Annotated in this window: 21 protein-coding genes and 1 riboswitch; of the genes, 16 read left to right on the top strand and 5 right to left on the bottom strand. The window is 46.8% G+C overall.

Features of this window, described 5'->3' with window-relative positions; translation table 11 throughout:
- The first annotated feature begins 8 nt into the window (after positions 1-8).
- On the top strand, positions 9-290 hold the full coding sequence (locus Ga0451573_RS15190) for a DUF503 domain-containing protein (RefSeq protein ID WP_231684990.1): 282 nt from the start codon (positions 9-11) through the stop codon (positions 288-290).
- A gap of 34 nt (positions 291-324) precedes the next feature.
- Here the strand turns inward: Ga0451573_RS15190 and Ga0451573_RS15195 are convergent, their stop codons facing one another.
- The 3 genes from Ga0451573_RS15195 to Ga0451573_RS20325 form a co-directional block, all read right to left on the bottom strand.
- Positions 325-1056, bottom strand: coding sequence for a 3'-5' exonuclease (locus Ga0451573_RS15195; RefSeq protein WP_231684991.1), 732 nt, complete (start codon positions 1054-1056; stop codon positions 325-327).
- 39 nt (positions 1057-1095) lie between these two features.
- Positions 1096-3009: a DUF294 nucleotidyltransferase-like domain-containing protein gene (locus Ga0451573_RS15200; RefSeq protein WP_231684992.1), complete on the bottom strand. Its 1914-nt coding sequence runs from the start codon at positions 3007-3009 to the stop codon at positions 1096-1098.
- A gap of 365 nt (positions 3010-3374) precedes the next feature.
- Positions 3375-3935, bottom strand: a complete 561-nt coding sequence (locus tag Ga0451573_RS20325) for a DUF5677 domain-containing protein (protein WP_353740079.1) — start codon at positions 3933-3935, stop codon at positions 3375-3377.
- On the opposite strand from Ga0451573_RS20325, the gene Ga0451573_RS19890 reads away from it, so the two are divergent.
- Positions 3874-4005: a hypothetical protein gene (locus Ga0451573_RS19890; RefSeq protein WP_269438323.1), complete on the top strand. Its 132-nt coding sequence runs from the start codon at positions 3874-3876 to the stop codon at positions 4003-4005. The genes Ga0451573_RS20325 and Ga0451573_RS19890 overlap by 62 nt on opposite strands.
- 47 nt (positions 4006-4052) lie before the next feature.
- On the opposite strand, the gene Ga0451573_RS15205 is transcribed toward Ga0451573_RS19890, so the two are convergent.
- The gene (locus Ga0451573_RS15205; protein ID WP_231684993.1) at positions 4053-5975 is read right to left on the bottom strand and encodes an aconitate hydratase; all 1923 of its coding nucleotides are present in this window, start codon (positions 5973-5975) and stop codon (positions 4053-4055) included.
- Between the two features lie 232 nt (positions 5976-6207).
- Here Ga0451573_RS15205 and Ga0451573_RS15210 point away from each other — a divergent pair, with 232 nt between their 5' ends.
- From Ga0451573_RS15210 to Ga0451573_RS15230, 5 genes are all read left to right on the top strand, one after another.
- Positions 6208-6828: a Na/Pi cotransporter family protein gene (locus Ga0451573_RS15210; RefSeq protein ID WP_231684994.1), complete on the top strand. Its 621-nt coding sequence runs from the start codon at positions 6208-6210 to the stop codon at positions 6826-6828.
- A 215-nt stretch (positions 6829-7043) separates the two neighbouring features.
- Positions 7044-7307: a hypothetical protein gene (locus Ga0451573_RS15215; RefSeq protein ID WP_231684995.1), complete on the top strand. Its 264-nt coding sequence runs from the start codon at positions 7044-7046 to the stop codon at positions 7305-7307.
- Between the two features lie 14 nt (positions 7308-7321).
- Entirely contained in the window at positions 7322-7780 is a 459-nt protein-coding gene (trmL, locus tag Ga0451573_RS15220; RefSeq protein WP_231684996.1) for a tRNA (uridine(34)/cytosine(34)/5-carboxymethylaminomethyluridine(34)-2'-O)-methyltransferase TrmL, read from the top strand.
- A gap of 64 nt (positions 7781-7844) precedes the next feature.
- Positions 7845-7985: riboswitch (cyclic di-AMP (ydaO/yuaA leader) on the top strand.
- Positions 7986-8105: 120 nt separating this feature from the next.
- A complete protein-coding gene (locus Ga0451573_RS15225) occupies positions 8106-9962 on the top strand; it encodes a KamA family radical SAM protein (RefSeq protein ID WP_231684997.1) in 1857 nt (618 codons plus the stop codon).
- Positions 9963-10131: 169 nt separating this feature from the next.
- Entirely contained in the window at positions 10132-11877 is a 1746-nt protein-coding gene (locus tag Ga0451573_RS15230; protein ID WP_231684998.1) for a chloride channel protein, read from the top strand.
- Positions 11878-11880: 3 nt separating this feature from the next.
- Here the strand turns inward: Ga0451573_RS15230 and Ga0451573_RS15235 are convergent, their stop codons facing one another.
- The gene (locus Ga0451573_RS15235) at positions 11881-12546 is read right to left on the bottom strand and encodes a CBS domain-containing protein (RefSeq protein WP_231684999.1); all 666 of its coding nucleotides are present in this window, start codon (positions 12544-12546) and stop codon (positions 11881-11883) included.
- A 135-nt stretch (positions 12547-12681) separates the two neighbouring features.
- Here Ga0451573_RS15235 and Ga0451573_RS15240 point away from each other — a divergent pair, with 135 nt between their 5' ends.
- The 9 genes from Ga0451573_RS15240 to Ga0451573_RS15280 all read left to right on the top strand — a co-directional run bounded on the left by Ga0451573_RS15240 (position 12682) and on the right by Ga0451573_RS15280 (position 20668).
- A complete protein-coding gene (locus Ga0451573_RS15240; RefSeq protein WP_231685000.1) occupies positions 12682-13779 on the top strand; it encodes a 6-phosphofructokinase in 1098 nt (365 codons plus the stop codon).
- The gene (locus Ga0451573_RS15245) at positions 13779-14570 is read left to right on the top strand and encodes a class I SAM-dependent DNA methyltransferase (RefSeq protein WP_231685001.1); all 792 of its coding nucleotides are present in this window, start codon (positions 13779-13781) and stop codon (positions 14568-14570) included. Before Ga0451573_RS15240 ends, Ga0451573_RS15245 begins: the two co-directional genes overlap by 1 nt.
- A complete protein-coding gene (locus Ga0451573_RS15250; protein ID WP_231685002.1) occupies positions 14563-15270 on the top strand; it encodes an HAD family hydrolase in 708 nt (235 codons plus the stop codon). Before Ga0451573_RS15245 ends, Ga0451573_RS15250 begins: the two co-directional genes overlap by 8 nt.
- 318 nt (positions 15271-15588) lie before the next feature.
- Complete coding sequence (locus tag Ga0451573_RS15255; RefSeq protein WP_231685003.1) at positions 15589-16011, top strand: DUF485 domain-containing protein; 423 nt, start codon at positions 15589-15591, stop codon at positions 16009-16011.
- Positions 15990-18077, top strand: coding sequence for a solute symporter family protein (locus Ga0451573_RS15260; protein WP_231685004.1), 2088 nt, complete (start codon positions 15990-15992; stop codon positions 18075-18077). Before Ga0451573_RS15255 ends, Ga0451573_RS15260 begins: the two co-directional genes overlap by 22 nt.
- Entirely contained in the window at positions 18074-18229 is a 156-nt protein-coding gene (locus Ga0451573_RS15265) for a hypothetical protein (protein WP_231685005.1), read from the top strand. Before Ga0451573_RS15260 ends, Ga0451573_RS15265 begins: the two co-directional genes overlap by 4 nt.
- 378 nt (positions 18230-18607) lie before the next feature.
- On the top strand, positions 18608-19627 hold the full coding sequence (locus tag Ga0451573_RS15270; protein ID WP_231685006.1) for a 4Fe-4S dicluster domain-containing protein: 1020 nt from the start codon (positions 18608-18610) through the stop codon (positions 19625-19627).
- Positions 19617-20357, top strand: a complete 741-nt coding sequence (locus Ga0451573_RS15275; protein WP_231685007.1) for a formate dehydrogenase subunit gamma — start codon at positions 19617-19619, stop codon at positions 20355-20357. Before Ga0451573_RS15270 ends, Ga0451573_RS15275 begins: the two co-directional genes overlap by 11 nt.
- A gap of 74 nt (positions 20358-20431) precedes the next feature.
- On the top strand, positions 20432-20668 hold the full coding sequence (locus Ga0451573_RS15280; protein WP_231685008.1) for a Sec-independent protein translocase subunit TatA/TatB: 237 nt from the start codon (positions 20432-20434) through the stop codon (positions 20666-20668).
- The last annotated feature ends 344 nt before the right edge of the window (positions 20669-21012 follow it).

Raw genomic sequence — 21012 nt, forward strand, 5'->3', positions numbered from 1 at the left:
CGCTAATAATGTTTGCAGGTTTGTGTACTGTGGAGTTGCGGCTTGACTGGTCCAACTCTCTCAAGGACAAACGGCGGGAAATCAAGAGCCTGATAGACAGGGTGCGCCTTAAATTCAATGTTTCTATTGCCGAGACCGGGTGTCAGGATGAATGGAGGAAGGCTGTCCTTGGGTTTGCAGCGGTAAGTTCTGACCGCAGGCATGTGGACAGTATGGTTAATGAGGTCATCAAATTCATTGAACGGAATACGGATGCGGAAATGATGTCAATAAATACGGAGATAATTTAAAGGGGCTGTCTTGAGACAGCCCCTTTTGCTTTACTTATTGGAACGACCTCCAGTGGAGGTAATTATATAGGTCACCAAGAGTATATATGCTGCGTGAAGCCAGCATCTTGAAAAACTCTAGCAGGATTTCGGCTGTTACCAGGGAATCGCCAAGTGACGTATGCCGTCCTTCGGGAGACAGCTTGTAGAACCTGATTAGGGCATCCAGAGTCTGACAATTCTTCCCGGTGAGGAGGGCATTTGAGAGGACAAATGTATCCACGATGTGATGCGATATTTTTGTATGGCAGTACTGCTTAAGTTTGATGTTGATAAAGTGGAGGTCGAAATCAGAATTATGGGCTACCAGCACACTGTTTCTGGCGAAGTCAAGAAATTCGTTGAGGACCCAGAGGACAGATGGGCAATTTTCCACCATCTCATTGCTAATTCCGGTAATCTCGGTAGCAAGCGGCGGGATGTCCCTGTGGGGATTTACCAGCTGGTCAAAATATATATCCTTTCGAAGTTGACCATTTTCTATCACCACAGCGCTCACGGAGGTAATTTCATCTCCACTGAAGGGATACAGTCCGGTTGTTTCCAGATCAAATACTACGAATCTGGTTTTCATAAGAGGCGTATCCAGTGATATCTTATTTTTTTCGGCCGCGGTTTTATATCTAATCTCGAGAAGCACGGCGGGGTCAATTTCTCCTGAGGCGATGTCTTTGCGGGGGCTCCTCAAACCTACGGCCCATTGAAGGATTCTAAACAGATCTTTCATCTGCACACACTTCCTCCGGTAGAATGCCGGCAGGCCGGGTTAATAACCCTCTACCCTGAAATAAGAGCCGGTAAAACTTTGTAGTCTGGTTATTGCTTTAAATGATTCGCGAAGGACTGCCTGCTCCCGTTTGCTTAAATTGTACGGGTTGAGATAGTTGTCGGGTTCCAGGCTCAGGGCCTGTTTACGCAGGTTCTCCCTGTTCCTGAATGTCAGCAGGGTTTCATATGCCGCATCAATATACTCTGCATCATCCTTAGGCAGGGTACCGTTTGCAGTGAGTTGTGCAATTCGCGCAAAGGTATTGGTTGCGGTAATCCCATCCCGGATTGAGAAAATCCGGGTGCAGTCAACGATATGAACCAGTGCGGTACCTTTTATATCCAGTTCACCCTTGTGCTCCGGGGACTTTTCTGTAATGAACTGTTTGAAAAGTCCGAGGGGCACGGCGTGTGACAGGTCATCCCTGGCAAGGAAATGTAAAACAATCGGGGATTCATTGATAAGCCGGAACACACTGTTTTTCAAGCGTTCTGCCAGTCTTACCGTCCCGTAAACAGGTCGGAAATCCAGGAAAATCGTAAAGTTGCGCAGCATTTCTGAGTGGGGTTCCTGGACCCAGTAGGTTACTGTGGAAACCCATTCCTTATAAGGCCTGCGCCATTGCTTATTGGTAGCCATCACGTTGCCGCTGCACAGGGCGAAACCACATTGGTTGAGGGCATCTACAACTTTGGCTGCCAATCGGGGGAAGTAGCTTTCTGCTTCCTCTATTTTAATAGGGTCGGTGTCGTCATAAATAATGCCATTATCCTGGTCCGTCCGGGTAATCTGTTCTTTACGGCCGCTGCTGCCCATTGTAATCCAGCAGTAGTCGACAGGGGGCAGACCATAGCCCTCATCCAGCATCTGCCTTTCACAAATCTGAATGATTTTTCTGGTCAGCCTATCATAAAGTTCTGTCATGACCTCACAAATCTCTCTGGATGAGGCCTTTTCCGCCACCAGGGCCTTGAGGACATTGTCGATATCATGACTGGATCTTACCAGACCTTCTATTGTTGTTTCTGATTCAACATTACTAACTGTGGTAATAGCACCGGTGCTCCGGCTCTGTACCAGGTCACGCAGAGTGACGATTCCGAGGAGTTCGCCGTTGTTGATAATGGGAAGCTGCTTAACCTTATTTTTGACCATTGTAAGCAGGGCCTGAAAATAAAAGGCCTCCGGAGGCAGAGTCACCGGGTTGGGGGTCATCACATCTCTCACCTTTGTTTCGGTAAAATTGTTGTCTCCCCTGGTGAGTATTCTGGAAACCATGTCAGACTCAGTTATAATTCCAACTGGGTGCTTTGATTGATTGACCACCACAAGTGAGCTGATCCTGTTTTTGGTCAGCTTTCTGGCGGCAGTTGTTACCAGGTCATCCTCAGTACAGGTGATGACTGGTGATGTCATTACAGCGGTAACTCGTTTTCTGAATGGCTGGGCATCTTCCATTCCGTACGCATCGTACGACTGTTCCATGATTACTTCATTAAACATTTCCCTGAGCCTGTCTGTCAGCAGCCTGTTGAAAAAATCAGAAAACTGGGGACTCTGCTGCATGAGGGTGTCAAAAATGTCCCTGTGAAGCAGCAGGCATGTACAGTCTGTCGCTGCCCTCATGGATGCGGGGTAATTCTTTTCAGAAAGAATCACCGTCTCACCGAAAATATCATACGGGCGGCGCAGGCCTACCACGGATTCCACTCCCTTTTCGTTGTGGACGATTATTTCGGCAACACCATCGGTAATAATGAACAGAGTATTTAGGGACGCGTCTCCCTGTCTGAACATAAAGCTTTCCCTGGGATATTTCTTTTCCTGAATATTGGGTTGGATAGACATAAGTATTTGAAGGTCCAATTGATTAAAGGGAGTAATTTTTTCAAGAATCTCAATTTTTTGCATAATAAAACACCCCCGAGGATGCCTGTTTAAAACAATATACTACAAATTGTTACTAATATACAATGATTTTATGACTGGTGGGCGATATATGAGGGTTAACGGTCGTAAACCGTGACCAATGGGAGAAGGCCTTTGTTCTTATAGTAAAGGGCTGCCAATATTTTGGGTTAATTACTTATGGCTATTAAAGTGAGAGTGGCAGATATATTCCTCCACGATGGCAACGATTCAGCTTGTTACCGGCTCCCGCATTCGCGGCTCGCCGACAAGCTGACATCAGACTCATCGTTCCGGAACACATCTGCCACTCTCTAATTTATAGCCATAAGTAATTAACCATTAATATTTGTGACATTCCCAGTTGCTTAAAAAACTAAGAGGCCTTTAGTATTGACGTCAGACTCGCCCTTGGGAACACACCAGCCTCTCCTATTAAATTTGTTTTTGAACTCGATTTTTTGATAATTAATCAGGTCGGATACTTCCTGGTTAAAAATCTTCATAGGTTCTACAACAGGTAATCCGTTATTAATTCGATAGTCTTGCATTTGATCCCATTTGGTTTCTATTCTTTCTCTTCTAACGGCATCATATCTCATCCAAGCTTCTCTTACGTCAGTATGTTTGCCATTAATGTCTTTACGCAGCCATAAATATGAAAAGTCTATTAGCATTTCAAGAAGTGTTCTGGTAACAATAATTGCTGCAGAATCGTAACCTATTTTAGTAAGTTGATATATGCTAAATCCAAGATGATAAGAATGGATGTGGTGAATGTGGTGAGGTGTTGTACAAGATTTTCCTTGCACTGACGCCGTTATGAGTCTTGCTGCGAAGCACCGGCAACAAGGCGGGAGTCCCCGTATGTTCGAAGATGGCGAAGGCCGCCGGGAAGTTTTGGCAAAGCCAAAACGAGAGGCGGCCATCTTATCAGAAAAGCTCAATGAGCCATCAAGTTCGGGGACGCTGCCTTGTTGCCGGGGAGTAGCAGCTTAGACTGATAGGCGTCAGTGCGGAAAATCGGTACAATACCCACCACATATTTATCCGGCTTGCTGCTTGGTGTAATTGAGGAGTCCACCTGCTTTGATGATTTCCATCTGGCGCGGGGTCAGGTCGTGGCGTACTCTAAATTCATTCCCGCCGGTGACGTTTTTGACAACCAGCTCATTCATGGTGGCAATGGATGATACGTCAATTTCCAGGGTGCTTTCTTCATTGAAGGTGTCATAATCATTTTCGTCAACGAAAGTAAGGGGGAGAATCCCGAAGTTCACCAGGTTTGCCTTGTGAATTCTGGCAAAGGATTTGGCTATAACGGCCTTTATACCCAGATACATAGGGGCAAGGGCGGCGTGTTCCCTGCTGGAACCCTGGCCATAATTGTGGCCGCCGATTACGAACCCTTCACCTGCGTCCCTGGCCCTGTCGGGGAATGAAATATCTATTCCGGAAAATACATACTGGGAAATGGCCGGAATATTGGAGCGCAGGGGTAAAATTTTGGCTCCTGCCGGCATGATATGGTCTGTGGTAATATTGTCTCCCAGTTTCAGTAGAGCCGGTCCGCTGAGTTTTGCGGGGAGCGGCCGGTTAACCGGCAGGGACTTAATATTAGGCCCTCTCAGAACCTCAACCAGCGACGGGTCTTCAGCCGGTGGGATAATCATACTATCATCTATGAGGAACTTTTCAGGCATTGGTACATCAATATAATCTCCCAATTCTCTGGGGTCGGTGAGGACCCCCGTTAAAGCTGATGCTGCAGCTACCTCAGGGCTTGCCAGGTATACCTTGGCATCGGCAGTCCCGCTCCGCCCCTCAAAGTTTCTGTTAAAGGTCCGTACCGTGACTGCTCCGGAAGACGGCGACTGCCCCATGCCGATACATGGTCCGCAGGCTGTTTCCAGTATTCTGGCCCCGGCCGAGATGATGTCAGCCATGGCGCCGTTTCTGGCCAGCATTTCAAACACCTGGCGGGAACCGGGGGCAATACTCAGGCTTGTTGCCGGATGAACCTTTTTACCTTTGAGAATTCCGGCTACCCTCATCAGGTCAGTATAAGAAGAGTTTGTACAGCTGCCGATAACAACCTGATACACAGAGATTCGGCCCACTTCCGTGACTTTAGCTACATTATCGGGGCTGTGGGGCTGTGCTACCATGGGTTCCAGTTCAGTAAGATTTATTTCAATAATCTCGTCATAAGAGGCATTGTCATCAGCTTTGAGCTCTGACCAGTCATGTGCCCGGTCCTGAGCCTTAAGGAAACCTAGAGTAACCTCATCACTTGGGAATACTGAAGTTGTGGCACCCAGTTCGGCCCCCATATTGGTAATGGTAGCCCGTTCAGGAACACTCAGGGTGGTGACACCCTCCCCGGAGTATTCGATTATTTTTTCTACACCGCCTTTAACGGTCATTATACGCAATAGTTCAAGAATGACATCTTTAGCTGAAACCCAGGGGTTCAGTCTGCCGCTAAGTCTTACATTTACGACCCTTGGCATATTCAGGTAAAACGGACCGCCGCCCATGGCCACGGCAACATCGAGGCCGCCTGCGCCCATAGCAAGCATACCAAGGCCGCCGCCTGTTGGGGTATGGCTGTCTGAACCTAAAAGTGTCATCCCCGGAACCCCGAAGCGTTCCAGGTGTACCTGATGACATATCCCGTTTCCGGGCCTTGAAAAGTAAATACCGTGTTTTGCTGCAACTGACTGTAAAAATCTATGGTCATCTGCATTTTCAAAACCGGTCTGCAGTGTATTATGGTCAACATAGCTTACTGAAAGGCGGGTCTTTACCTGCGGCACTCCCATAGCTTCAAACTGAAGGTATGCCATCGTGCCGGTGGCGTCCTGTGTAAGTGTCTGATCAATTTTAACAGAAATCTCTTCATTTGGAACCATGTTTCCGGAAAGTATATGACTGCCGATGATTTTTTGCACAATATTCTGTCCCAACCTGTTAACCTCCTTCTAATTCTGTTTATACCTTTAATTAATTTATCAGAAATTGGGGTGGGTGTCAATGAATGGAGACATGCTGACCATTTGTTGTTTCATACAACCCGTTTAGCATTCATTTTAATCAGTTTACGAGAATTCCTTATCACCTTCAGAGTGAATTTGATATAATTTAATAAACATATAGTAGTTACCTGGTAGTAAAATAAATAATTTGGGGGGTGGCTTTATGACTAAATCACTGTGTACTCATGAATTTGATGAGGTCTGCAGGCTTTTGGACCGATTGTCTCACGATGCCGGGGAGATGACGATCAAAGTCTTTGACGGCTTATTGAGGCATAGCCGGGCTAGCCTTGAAGAAGCCGAGCAGCTCGGACAGGCTATCGACAGCATGGCAAAAGAAGTAACTGTAATGGTTCTTGCAGCAAAGGAGGATTCAAAAGTTCTGCCGGCAGCAACTATTGTGGAAATGGTAAATGAAATGGAGAAAATAAAGTACAGCCTTGATAAAATAATCGTAAATATCCGCAGTAAAGCTGATGAGGGGATTCTGTTCAGTGATAAAGCCATGAGTGAATTAAAGGACTTCTTTATGGCGGCACAGGATGGTTTAAACACAGTCCATGATCTTATTCTGACAAGAAACCCTGTTCTGATAAGTCATGTTATTGAAAAGGCGGAAACTTACGAGGAAATTGGTCGTAAATACGCCGATGAGCATCAGGAACGGCTGATTAAGGGGATTTGCCTGCCAAAATCTTCACTAATATACCTCCTGATACTCGATGGCCTAAAGGATATTCTGAGATTTCTCAAGGCTATAGCTTTTTCATTCAAGGAGGAATAATATCAAGGACTAATGGCTGACCGTTGGTTCAGGAGTGTCTCCTAAGTCTGTCCAGAAAGCACTTAGGGATACTCCTGTTATTTTTTTTGAAAGTTCAATTAATTATAAACTTCCGGCTTATTGGAAAGATTGTACCTTTATGGTATAATGTATACGGAAAATATCTAATATTTCTAAAAACTTCTAAAAATACCCAAAAACTTCTTCGGAGGTCTATGATGAGGGAGCGATTTATTTTTATATTCTTATTTCACCTGCTGGCCATCTCCATGCTTATAGTTCCGGACCAATATCAGGGGCCTGTGGTTACAGCTGTTTTTGATGTTCCCCTCCGGGTTGTGGATACTGTAGCTGTTGGCCTTACGCTGGCGGGGTCAATTTTTCTGTACTTTTCCCTGTTTGCTTATCTTAAATTACATCTTAAAGAGAATGAGCAAACACCTTCAGACAACAGTTTGGATAAAAAAGAACAGTCCTGAGGTGAAACCTGCTAATGAATATTGTACTCGTAGAGCCCGAGATTCCACAGAATACAGGAAACATTGCCCGCACCTGCGCAGTTACCGGAAGTTCACTGCACCTGGTCAGACCGCTGGGATTTTCAATTGATGACAAATATTTAAAAAGAGCTGGGCTTGATTACTGGCATCTGCTTGATATAAATTATTATGACAATTTCAATGAACTTCGACAGAAGTATAGTAAGAATACCTTTTACTATTTGACCACAAAAGGAACCAGGTTTTATACTGAGGTGAACTACAGTCTGGAAGATTTTCTGGTTTTTGGTAAGGAGACGGGAGGCCTGCCCGGGGAAATTATACGGGAAAATTCCGCTTATTGTATGCGAATTCCCATGATAAATGATGTGCGTTCACTTAACCTCTCCAACTCCGCTGCTATCGTCATTTATGAAGCCTGGCGGCAGTGTGGCTTTCCGGCGGGGACATAACAAGCAACTGGGGTGTTTGACCAGACATAGATGCTGTGATATACTATAAATACTAAAAATACATATTGGGAATACGCTTAAATCTCCGGTTTTTCACCGGGATGCGGGGGAACCAAACAATGGGGTGAATCTCACAGTATTGTGGGTAGGGGGACTCTTCCTTCCGAATCCGTCAGCTAACCTCGTCAGCGTGGCAAGAGGAATTGCTGTGCATTTCACATATGGTTCAGCTTTCGAATTTCTTTTGATAGCAGGCTCAGGCATCCTCTTTACCTGGGTTTTTTTGTACCTTTTTTTAGATGATAAAAGCATAGGGAGGGATTAGATGGAAATTATTGACCGGTTAGAAAAAAACGGAGCGCTAAATTATGCTCATTTAAAAAACCCTGTTTATCTGAAAACAACTCTTCCCATCCTGGTTGAAATGTTTTGGTCCGAGAACCCTGTTTTTTATCAGCTGCTGCTGCAGGAAGCAGACCTGGAAACCATCAGAAAAAGGGTGTTTAATTACCTGGCGGATTTTGAACGCAAAAACTTCACTTTTCACCATAATACCGATACTACCAAGCGAAACATATCCCGCCGCTGTATCCAGGTTTTGAAAAACATTTTTTCCATAAGAAGTGAAGAGCTTACGGGACAAAGTGTACTCAAGTTTTTGACAGAACTGGCCCACCAACCGGAGGTAACGGCATCAGTAGCTTTTATTGAGGATCTGAGAAATATTTTCCTGGGCATGAAGGGCAAAACAGAGCTTGGCAGCAAGGTTATTTCCATGGAACATTTTGAAAAGGATAACCACAGGGCAGTGGCACGTCTGAGATCTCAAACACTCAACATTGTGGGGGAGAAGATAGATGCCCGGATCAGCAAATACCCCGGCGGTCTGGATGATGAAGTAATCAGGATGAGGACTGCCAACAGGGACAGAATCATAAAGGTTTTAGGCGCTTCCACTAAAGAGTGGAATGACTGGAAGTGGCAGTGCCGGAATATTGTCAGAGATGTAAAGGTTCTGGAAAAAATGATTCGGTTGACTCCAAGGGAAAGAATGGCTATTGAAAGGGGTGTTGGGAACAGGCTTCCATTTGGGATTACCCCATACTATGTTTCCCTGATGGACTATGAAGCAGGAAGGAAGCATGACCATGCAATCAGGGCACAGGTTATCCCGCCGCTTGATTATGTGGAAAATGTCCTTTTAAGTAAAGAACTTGGCGCTGACCTTGATTTTATGGGAGAAAAGGATACTTCACCGGTGGATCTGGTTACCAGGAGATATCCCCAGATTGCCATTTTCAAACCATATAACACCTGTGCCCAGATCTGTGTTTACTGTCAGCGAAACTGGGAAATAACCGATGTCCTGGATGCGGGCGCCAAGGCCTCCAACAGTAAGCTGGAGAGCGCTCTGCAGTGGTTTGAGGAAAACCCTGAAGTAACTGAAGTCCTGGTAACCGGCGGGGATCCGGCAGTGATGAATGATGCCATGACCAGGAAGGTCCTGGGCAGATTGGCAGAGTTAGACCATATCAGGAGAATCAGGATAGGAACCCGGACCCCTGTGGTGCTGCCGATGCGAATTACTGATGAATATGCCAAGATACTGGCCGGTTTTATTGAACCCGGCAGGCGTGAAGTTGCTGTAATGACTCATTTTGAGCACCTTTACGAAATAACTCCTGAGAGTGTGAGGGCTGTCCGCAAACTTCGTTCGAGGGGGGTACCGGTTTACAACCAGGGGGTCTTTACAATGGAAAATGCCCGCCGCTTTGAGATGGTGGGCCTGCGCAAGGCCCTGCGGTCTATAGGTGTGGATCCGTATTATACCTTTAATGCCAAGGGCAAAGAGGAAACCAGGGCTTATCGGGTACCTATAGCCAGGCTGATTCAGGAGCAGGTTGAAGAGGCAAGGCTGACACCGGGGCTGGACAGGTGTGATGAGGCCGTGTTCAATATACCGCGAATTGGCAAGAGTTACCTCCGCGCCGGGCATGATCACGAGGTTATTATGCTGACTCCTGATGGTTCCAGGGTATACGAGTTTTATCCGTGGGATCTGGGATTCGCTGATACTAAGCCATACCTTCATGAGGATGTTCCGATTCTGGATTTCCTTGCGGAGATGTCTAAGAGGGGTGAGGACCCCGACGATTACAGGAGTATATGGTACCATTTCTAAAAAAGGAAAAGTACAGGAGAGCGTCCGTAACAGGAGCTCTCTTTTTTTGCGGCCAAGCAGGAAATTGCTGGAAGTTTTCGGGAGCGGTGGTGGGTTGCTGGAAGCAGAGGATGGGTATATAATAAAAATTGTGTTGTTATAATCAATCGTAAAAGTTGGGTGAGAATTAATGAGTGTACTGCGCCGTGTTTTGGATAAATCCATTATCCCCGAAAATACTTTCCTGATTGTTATGGCTGTTGGGGTCGGGATAGGTGCCGCTTTGCTGGGACTCGTATTCAGGTATACAATTGACCTGTTTACCGAATATTTTTTTGGCGGGGGCCGGATTATTCTCGGAGGGCTGCTAAAGGATTACTATGTTTTTTTACTTCCTGTGGTTGGGGGGCTGCTTGTTGGTCCTCTGACTTACTTTTGCGCCAGGGAGGCAAAGGGGCATGGGGTGCCTGAAGTCATGGCCGCTGTAGCCGTAAAGGGAGGAAAAATCAGGACCAGAATTGTACTGGTAAAGTCACTGGCTTCAGCTTTGACCATCGGTTCGGGAGGCTCCGCCGGGGCTGAGGGGCCTATTGTTCAGATAGGCGCCGGGTTTGGTTCCACAATAGCTCAGGTCTTTCACTTGTCGGAGGAACGGATGAAAACCCTGGTTTGCTGTGGCGCTGCAGCCGGAATTGCAACCGTATTTAATGCGCCGATTGCGGGAGTGTTTTTTGCCCTTGAGGTTATCAGTGGCCAGTTTTCTTCATCTTTTTTCAGCCTCACCGTAATTTCTTCCGTAACTGCTTCTGTTATTGCCAGGGCGCTTTGGTGGGGTAACTCGGCAGTGTTTGCCGCCAATTACTCACTGGTTGATTATAGAGAGACTTTTATTTATATTACGCTGGGTGTATTAGCAGGGATATTTGCGGTCTGTGAAATAAAGGTTATGTACTATTTCGAGGACCTTTTTGACAAGTTAAATATCCGTGAGTATCTTAAGCCTGCTTTGGGGGGGCTGCTGGTAGGGATTATCGGCCTGTGGTTTCCTGAAATATTTGGCGCCGGGTATGGGCCAATTCAGGAAGCGCTGGCAGGCAGACTGGCGTTTTGGCTGCTTGCGGTGCTTGTTTTTATGAAACTGTTTGCGGTTGCACTAACATTGGGGTCAGGAGGTTCCGGTGGGGTTTTTGCCCCCTCGCTTTTCATGGGAGCGATGCTGGGGGGCACAGTAGGTACAGTTGCCCATAAACTATTTCCCGATATCACAGCAAGTCCCGGAGCTTATGCCTTGGTGGGGATGGGAGCCGTTTTTGCCGGCGCGGCCAGGGCTCCGATTACCTCAATGATAATGCTCTTTGAGATGACCAATGATTACCGTATTATTCTGCCATTGATGGGGGCCTGTGTAACAAGCTATATGGTGGCCAACCACTTATTCGGGGAGTCCATTTACACCCTCAAGCTTAAGCGCAGGGGAATTAACCTGCACCAGGGGATGGAAAAGGGCATCATTGAATCACTGAATGTGGGTGATGTTATGGCGAAGGAAGTGGAATCGGTTTCGGCCAATATTAGTGTTTTGGAGATGAACAGTATTTTCGAAGGCAGTCGGCATATGGGATTTCCTGTGCTACGGGAAGGCCGGTTGGTGGGGATAATAACGTATCTTGACATCAGGAAAGCACATGACCGGGGATTTGATACCCGGTCAGTAGGGGAAATAATGAATACTGAGCTTATGGTTACATTTCCCGATGAGAACCTCAGTGAAGCATTAAAGAAGTTCGGTTTAAGAGGTATTGGCCGCCTGCCGGTTGTTGACAGAAATAACCCCGAAATAATTATTGGAATACTTACCCGGACAGACATTATCAGGGCATATAATAAGAGGCTGCTCAAAACTCAGGCGGCGGACGTTTCGGGAAGTTCTACTTAGTCTTTATTTTGCTTCAGGCTCGTGATAAGGCTCAATATAGGCAACGTCTTCGATGATATAGCCGGCCTTTTTCAGATCATCCACAAAATCAGGGCGGCTGCCTTTTACCTTGAGGACCAGTTCATTACCGAAGGTTACAATATTATCTATACAGATGTTCTTGTTATCTGTAAATGAAACCAGGTCTGAGAGGAACCCCCATTTTTTTTGAAACAGAATAGAGATTCTGGTCCCGCCTTCTCTGAGCCCAAGAGCTGTAATGAAGGCATCAATGATATCATTTTTGGTAATCAGGCCAACGATTTTACTGCTATCCAGAACCGGCAGCGAACTAATCCTGTTGGTGCGCATAATCAGGGCTGCTTTTTCAATTATTTCATCAGGAGAAATGGAAATCGGGTTTGATTTCATCACCCTTGAAACAGGAGTCCTTGAAAGCAGGTTGGATTCAAATGATGATAATTCCTTGCCATTAGGAAACACCTTTAAAAGATCTGATTCGGTTACCACGCCGATTAGAGAATGGTTTAAATCAACCACAGGCAGATGCCCGATACTTTTTTTTCTTAAAATATCGAGGGCTTCACCGACGGTGGAATCATCTAATATAGTCACTACAGGATATGACATCAGGTCTTTTACCAGCACGACAACACCCTCCTTTAACAATTAAGAATTTCTCCTTATTTCGACACCAACACCGTAAATCCTTGTATTAAACCATAAAAATATTTTGTATAATAAAGGAGTGGATAGATACAGCGGCGAAATATCAGCAAAAATAAGTCTAAAGGGGGAAAAACGGTGAATGGTGAAATAAAGAGAATTGGCGTATTGACAGGCGGTGGAGATTGTCCCGGCCTTAATGCCGTTATCAGGGCGGTTGTCAAAACTGCCATTAATAAGTACAACCTGGAAGTAGTTGGCTATTTGGACGGGTTTGGCGGTCTGATCAATAATATGGCCAAGAAGCTGACAGTTGCTTCAGTATCTGGGATATTACCCAGAGGAGGGACAATCCTTGGCACAACTAACCGTGACAATCCCTTTAAATATCCTATGATGAAGGATGGAGAACGTGTATATGTGGATATGTCCGGACATATTATGGACAACCTGAAGGAAATGGAAGTTGATGCTCTGGTGGTTATCGGGGGCGATGGCAGCCTAAGTATTGCCAAGGAGTTCTGTGACCAGGGCCTCCCTGTTGTCGGTGTCCCCAAAACTATTGATAATGATCTTTCGGCAACTGATGTTACTTTTGGTTTCGACACTGCTCTGGTTACGGCCACTGAGGCTCTTGATAAGCTGCATACAACTGCTGAGTCCCATCACCGGGTAATGGTTCTTGAAGTAATGGGGCGGTACGCGGGCTGGATTGCTCTCCATTCAGGAATTGCCGGAGGAGCAGACGTTATTTTGATTCCCGAGATACCATTTTCTATTGAACATGTGTGCCAGAAAATTAAGGCCCGTAAGGTTCAGGGCAAGAAGTTCAGTATCGTGGTGGTTGCCGAGGGCGCCAAACAGGTTGGCGGAGAGATGGTTGTACAGAGAATCATTGCAGACAGCGCTGACCCAATCAGACTTGGCGGGATTGGCAATGTTATCGGGGAACAGCTGGAAAAATGCAGTGGAATGGAAACGAGGGTTACGGTTCTGGGCCACCTGCAGAGGGGGGGGAGCCCCACTCCTTTTGACCGGCTCCTTGGTACCAGGTATGGCGCTCATGCGGTAAAAATTCTTATGGAAAAGAAATTTGGTGAAATGGTCAGCCTGAGGGGGACAAACATTGAATCTGTTCCCATAATGGATGCCGTTAAAGTGCTGCGCAGGGTTTCCCCTGACAGTGATATTGTTTTTGCTGCCAAAGCTGTGGGAATTGGGTTTGGTGACGAATAATGCCACAATCACAGTATGTCAAACTGGCAGATATCTATGACTACCTGATGGCCGGCATAGATTATGAGGAATGGGCAGATTATCTGGAACAGCTTCTGGAGAGGTACTCTGTCCGTGCCGATAGAATTGCTGACCTGGCATGCGGCACCGGTAATACAACTTTACCCCTGGCTGCCCGGGGTTACGAGGTATATGGCATAGACATCGCTCCGGCAATGCTGGCCAAGGCTCGTCAAAAAGCCGGGGAACAGGGATTGGCTGCAGTATTCCTGGAGCAGGATATGCGGGATCTTGAGCTGCCGGTTCCTATGGACTTAGTCACCAGTTACCATGATGGGCTGAATTACATTATCAGCCCGGACGACCTATGCCTGGTTTTTAAAAAGGCATATAGGTCCCTGAGACCGGGGGGATTATTTATTTTTGACATGAATGCCGTTGAAAAGCTGTCTGGGGCCGGAGGAGATACCACGTTTGCCGATGATGAAGACATGTCCCTCATCTGGGAAACCTCCTATGACCGTGAGGCCGACATCTGGGAGATACGGCTGACCGGCTTTGTGAAGCAGAACGGGTTACATGAAAAACAGGGCGGATTATACGAAAAATTTGTGGAGACACACCGGGAAAAGGCTTACAAAAGTGATCAAATACTTGGCTTTCTAAGAGAAGCCGGGTTTGTTGTGCGGGATGTGTTTCATGGGTTTTCTTTTGACCCTCCCAGGCATGACAGCCGCAGAATATTTTATGCTGCTCAAAAAAACAACCAGGGAGATAAGACCAATGATTAATACTGTATTATTTGACCTTGACGGTACGCTGCTTCCAGTGGATACAGACAGGCTTATTGAAGCTTACCTGGGACTCCTGGCCCAAAAGTTTAGCAGCCGTATTGATAGCACGGAGTTTATCCGGGCCCTGATGAAGTCAACGGGAAAGATGATGAAGAACAATGACCCCGGTAAATTAAATCGGGATGTTTTTATGGAGGATTTTATTCCGCGGGTGGGGATGCCAGGGGATGAGTTGGAAAAGATGTTTGGTGAATTTTACGAAAATGATTTTCCTTCCCTGTCAGTATTTGCTTCCCCGAGGGGGGAGAGCCGGGAAGCGGTTCAAAGAGTTCTGGAAAGGGGAGGTGATGTAGTTATTGCCACAAATCCTGTCTTTCCGGAACAGGCCATCATTGAGAGGCTGAAGTGGACCGGAGTTGAGCGCTCAGACTGCAGATTTATCACAAGCTATGAGAATATGCATTTTTGCAAGCCATACCTGGAGTATTTCCAGGAGATTCTGGACCATATCGGGAAAGAACCCGAAGAGTGCCTGGTAGTGGGAAATGATGTGGATGAGGACCTGGTTGCTGCCAAACTGGGAATGCGGACCGTATTGGTAAAAGACTATCTGATAAACCGGGGTGGCGGAGATTACCGGGCGGATATTGTGACAACACTTGAGGAACTGCCTGATACTGTCGCCGGAGTTTTCTGATTCACACTCCAACATGACGGTATTAATCGCTAAAGTTCCATCAAATATTAAGATCTTCAGCATTTACTGACAGTTTAGATGCCGGGGATTTTTTTTGCTTCACACAACTTTTTTTAAAACAAAACCTTTAAGGGCTAAATATGACCACTCAGTCCGTTCTTTTGACCGGTTGTTCCCTTGTTATCCCTGACCGGAAAACGGCCTAAAGTGCTAATTATTTCTGTTAACGGAATTTTTAATGCCCATTAAGCCTGTGAAATTTATAATTAAGCTAAGGAGAAGGGTAAGCTGAAATCATATATATGGGGGGAGAGGCCGGTGCATGGCAGTAGTGATAGGCAGCCAGGCCCTAAAGTGAAGCAGATATCTGTGGGTCATCAGGAGCAGGAGAAGCCTTTATGCGGTGAGAAACAGGTATCTCTGTGCAGTGAAGAGTATCTTGACAGGCTTATGAAAAGCCAGTTTAAGCTAAGTTTTAAGCTTTTTATGGTTTTTGTGGGAATTCTCCTGGGACTTCCGATCCTTAACTATGTATTCCCCGAAATCATGAATCTTAGGATAGCCGGTTTTACCGTTACCTGGCTGCTCCTTGGAGTTTTGATTTATCCTGTTACCTGGGTTATTTCTTGGGTTTATGTCAGGAATTCGATTGCCCTGGAGGAAAAGGCCCTGATATGGATGAAGACAGGTGATGGGCAGCGGGAAGGGGGGGCTTGCGATTGCAGCAGGAAATCCAGGTAATCCCTCTTGCCGGTGTTATTTTGCTGGCAATTTTTACTATTGGACTGGGTTTTTATATCAGAAGGTCGGTCAGAGGCGCTGCGGATATGTATGTTGCCTCCAGAGCGGTGAGCGTCCCTATGAACTCTTCCGCTATTTCCGGGGAGTACCTTAGTGCGGCTTCCTTTATGGGTGTTGCCGGAATGATCATGAAAAGCGGGTATGACAATATCTGGTATCCGGTTGGTTATGCTGCGGGTTATCTATTTCTGCTTTTGTTTATTGCAAGCCCCCTGAGGCGTTTTGGGGCTTATACGATTCCGGATTTTGCCGAGGGCCGCTATAACAGCCCGATGTTCAGGAAAATTGCGGTCATCTTTGTTCTGTTTATAGGATTTTTTTATACGATGCCCCAGATGAAAGGAGCAGGAACAGCTTTTGTAAATATCCTGAACACTCCGTACTGGGTTGGTGTCGGTGTGGTCGGGTTTGTAGTAGTATTTAATGTGGCTCTGGGCGGCATGAAAGGGATTACTTTTGTACAAGCTGTCCAGTACTGGATTAAAATGGCCGCCATTTCAATACCAATGTTTATTATGTTTATTTTTTTGGGTGGTTATGGGGCGAACCTGGAAAAGTTCCACAATGATCCCCGCCTTGGCAATACTTTGCCAAAGTTTGCTGCTGACTATACGGCCATTTACAAGCCAGACCCTCCCATGAATGAAATTGTTTTCGGCGCTGCTACCCAGGGTGTTTTCCTCCAGGATACGAGGGTCCTGATCACGGCTTCCCGGAGAATCGCCGGTGATGCTGGCAGGGTGGAAGCACAGCAGTTGATGAATTCCAAGCTGCCGGACATTGTCGAGACAGTGACCCTTCCTTCGGAAGAGCAGGCAGACGTGTATATGTACCGGGCAGGGGACCGGTTTGAAACGGGTAACCCGGTGACCGTCACCAGGCAGGGGCAGCCGGTAACTGCTGCTGACCCTGTCACCGGCAGGGAGCTGCCGCTGACGGTTTCCGCCAGGTTTACTGTTACTCCTGCGGGACCGCAGAATCAGGTTCTGATTACTTACAATGCGGGGCAGCCGGTGCCAAATGCGCCGACTGATAAGAGCTGGTTGGAACCTTATGGGGTCCTTAGTTCCCAATACGGCCATCCGGTTATCTACACGTATTCATTGATTATTGCCATTGTGTGCGGAACGGCGGGTCTGCCTCATATACTGGTGCGTTTTTACACAAACCCTGATGGCAAGACCGCCAGAAAAAGCACCTTTTGGGTAATGATTCTCCTGGGGGTCTTCTACCTGTTCCCCCCGATGTTCGGCGCACTGGGGAGAGCCTGGACACCGGAGCTGTATTCGGTTGCGGGAGGAGCCAGGTCAACTGACTCCGTTGTTCTGGTCCTGCCCCGCCTGCTGAATAACTATGTCCCTCATCTGGGGGATATTCTCTCTGCGGTTACGTCAATGGGAGCATTTGCCGGGTTTATGACTACGTTCTCGGGGCTGCTGGTTTCCATAACCAGCGCTCTGGCCCATGATGTATATGGGACAATGATTAACCCGAGGGCCACTTCGTCACAGAAAGTGGCCGGCTTCAGGGTATTTGCGGTGATAGCCGGGTCGACGGCATGTCTGCTGGGGGTATTTGTAGAAAACTTTGATATCAACATGATGGTGGGCTGGGCCTTTGCCATTGGAGCTGCTTCATATTTTCCCATGCTGATAGTGAGCTGTTGGTGGAAAAAATGTACCGCTATCGGCGCCGGTGCCGGAATGCTGATCGGCGGCACCTCGGCACTGGCTGCCATCGTATCTGTCATGCTGGCCGATAAGCAGTTGATACCTTCCCTGGGGCAGTGGTTTGGGGAACATCCTGTTATTAAAACACTATGTGAACAGCCGGCTATCTGGGCAGTTCCGTTTTCCCTGCTGCTGATCATGGTGGTTTCGGCGGCAACGCAGAAATATGCCCCGCCGGATTCAGCGTGGAAGATGCTGGTCCTGCATGCCCCGGAGGAATTGAACCTGCAGAACACGGAATATATTACTGAGGATGAGGAAAGGGGATACTTATGAGCAGAAATGCATTAGTCTATGGTTCATATTTGGGGATTCTAGGGATAATCACACTTGCGGTCATGTACCTGGGTATTCCCAACCGGGCGGGTTTATGGGTCGCCCTTGGCGTAGCGGCCGTTTATGCCATCTTTTGGCCGCGCTGGGGATGATTTTTTCAAACGGCTTTGCCCGGATATAGATGAGGCAGCCTTTATATTAGACCCGATTGCCAGGGAGGAGCAGATAAATTCCTTCACGACGGCTACAACTCAGCCGGCTAGCCACTCGCGCGGGGCGCTCGTGGGCCGGCTGATGTCAGACTCGTCGTTCCGGAACATATCTGCTCCTCCTTGATTTGGGTCTTAACCTTTAAAAGGCTGCCTCATTTACACAGGAGAAAAGGATACGGAAAAAATCTAAGCCTGAAACATAAGAAGGCATCAAACTTACAAAATTCGAGCCCAAAAACCTCTTGACATACCTATGGGGGGTATGGTATAAATTATATAAAGATACCCCAGGGGGGTATTGCAAGAGGAGGTTTGAATATGGGTGGTATTTCCAGAAGAGAGTTTTTTAAGCGGGCAATAGCTACCGGAGTAGTCAGCGGAATGGCCCTGACCGGGGCTGAAAAGGCTGCCCAAGCTTCCACGGGGCAGGAACCGGCAGGCACATTTATAGATATGACTCTCTGCAATGGCTGTAAAGGGTTAGAGGTTCCCAAGTGTGTCAGCGCCTGCCGTGCCAAAAATCAGGATAAATTCCCCAATCCTGTGAAGAATACTGAAATCCCCAATTACTGGCCCCAGGATAAAAAGGAAGACTGGTCAGACAAAAAGGGGCTCACTACCAGGCTTACTCCATATAACTGGACATTTATTCAGCAAACTAAAATTGAACATAATGGCAAGACATATGCTGTCAACATGCCCAGGAGATGTATGCACTGTGACAAGCCGCCCTGTGCCAAGGTTTGTCCCTTTGGAGCCCAGACTGTAACCAAAGAGGGTGCTGTTCTGATTAATCCCGAGACCTGTTTCGGGGGCGCCAAATGCAGGGATGTCTGCCCCTGGGGAATTCCGGCGCGACAGGCAGGTGTGGGACTGTATATGAAGATTGCGCCTGACTTTGTTGGCGGAGGGGTTATGTACAAATGTGACCTCTGTATTGACAGGGTAAAAGAGGGCAAAAACCCTTCCTGTGTAGATGCATGTCCCAATGGTGCCATCAAATTCGGTTCCAGGAACGAAATGCTGGCACTGGCTAAGGCCAGGGCCAAGGAAATCAGCGGATATGTTTACGGCGACAAGGAAAATGGCGGGACCTCTACTTTTTATGTTTCACCTGTACCTTTTGAGAAAATCAATAAGGCCTTCATGGCCCAGAAGGCAAAACAGCCTAATCCGGATGCACCCGGTTACCCCGGTACACCGGTGAATGTGGGGAACTTTCTGGACACCCCCAATGGTCTTGCAGCAGGTCTGCTGCTGGCGCCCGTTGCCGGTTTGTTTACAGCCGGATATAAGGCATATAAAACCATGAAGGGGGATGATGCCGGTGACCGCTAAGAACACTGTAGAAAAGAAACCCACCATACTGCGGCATTCCCTGACAGTAAGGCTGATACACTGGACAGTAACCCTTTCCACCTTTATTCTGATATTTACCGGATTGGGCCAGATGCCCATATATAAGCGTTATCTCCTCGACCAGGTCCCCGGATTCGCCTGGAGTTCAAATTATGAAATAACGGTATATGTTCACTATATTGCTGCTATTGCGCTGGTTTTTGCGGCAGTATTCCATGTGGTATACCATGGTATGTGCAGGCACTTCCACATCATACCCCGCAAGGGTGATCTGAAGGAATCATATCTCTTGGTAAAGGCTATGCTTACCAAGTGTGAAGAACCGCCATGCCACAAGTATCTTCCGGAACAGAGACTGGCCTATGTTTTTATCGCAGGAAGTCTGGGCACAATAATTATAACAGGAATTTTTAAAGTCCTGAAAAATCTTCCCACAATGGCGAACACCTTTTCCAATGACCTTATTTACTGGATGACAATGCTGCACAATATAGCAACCTTCATGGTTATTTTCGGAATCATTGCACACCTGGGGGCCTTTGTCTTCAAGGCGAACCGGGCTCTGCTGCCAAGTATTTTCAGCGGCAGAGTGGACCTGGAGTATATCAAACACAGGCACTGTCTCTGGTATGAGGACCTATGCTGTCAAGAGATTATTGCTCCGGAACAAATCAAGGGAACTTCTGCACTCGGAAATGACCGTGGGTGAAAATGGTAAGGCATTGTACCGATTTTTTACAGTGACACCGGATAAATCTAACCCGATAAACGGAGGTGGATATAATGTTTGGTCTTGGGCCTGCGGAACTGATTCTGATACTGGTAATTGCCCTGGTTATTTTCGGACCGGCAAAGCTGCCGGAAATGGGTAAGGCCCTGGGGTCAGGAATCAAGGAATTCAAGAAAGCGACTTCCAGTGTAAAGGATGAGATGCGCCTGGAGGCTGCAGATGATAAAAGCCAGGAGTTGGCAGATGATAAAAGCCAGGAGGCTGCAGATGCTGAACTGAAGAAAGGTTGATAACCTGCAAATGAAAGCAGCTGTAACTTTTTAAATAGGTATCCATACCCACCATGGAAACAGCGGGACTACAAGCCAAGTCCCGCTGTTTTTTTGCTGATTTATGAAGAAGGAGTTTAGATAAAAAAAGAGAAGTATACTAATAAACAGGGAATTAATGTAAAAAATGACAAATATTATTATCGTTATTCACTGAGGGAGGATTACAGTGCTTTTTACTATACTCAAAGAATCAAAGAGGTATTTTAATTATGAAAATTTCTTAGTTGACCCTTTCTTGATAAACTGGACACTCTAGAGTTAGGATTGCTCCTAATATCTCACAATTGCTTCGAATTTAGGAC

It is taken from the genome of Phosphitispora fastidiosa (assembly GCF_019008365.1).
GTDB classification, from domain to species: Bacteria; Bacillota; Thermincolia; order Thermincolales; family UBA2595; genus Phosphitispora; species Phosphitispora fastidiosa.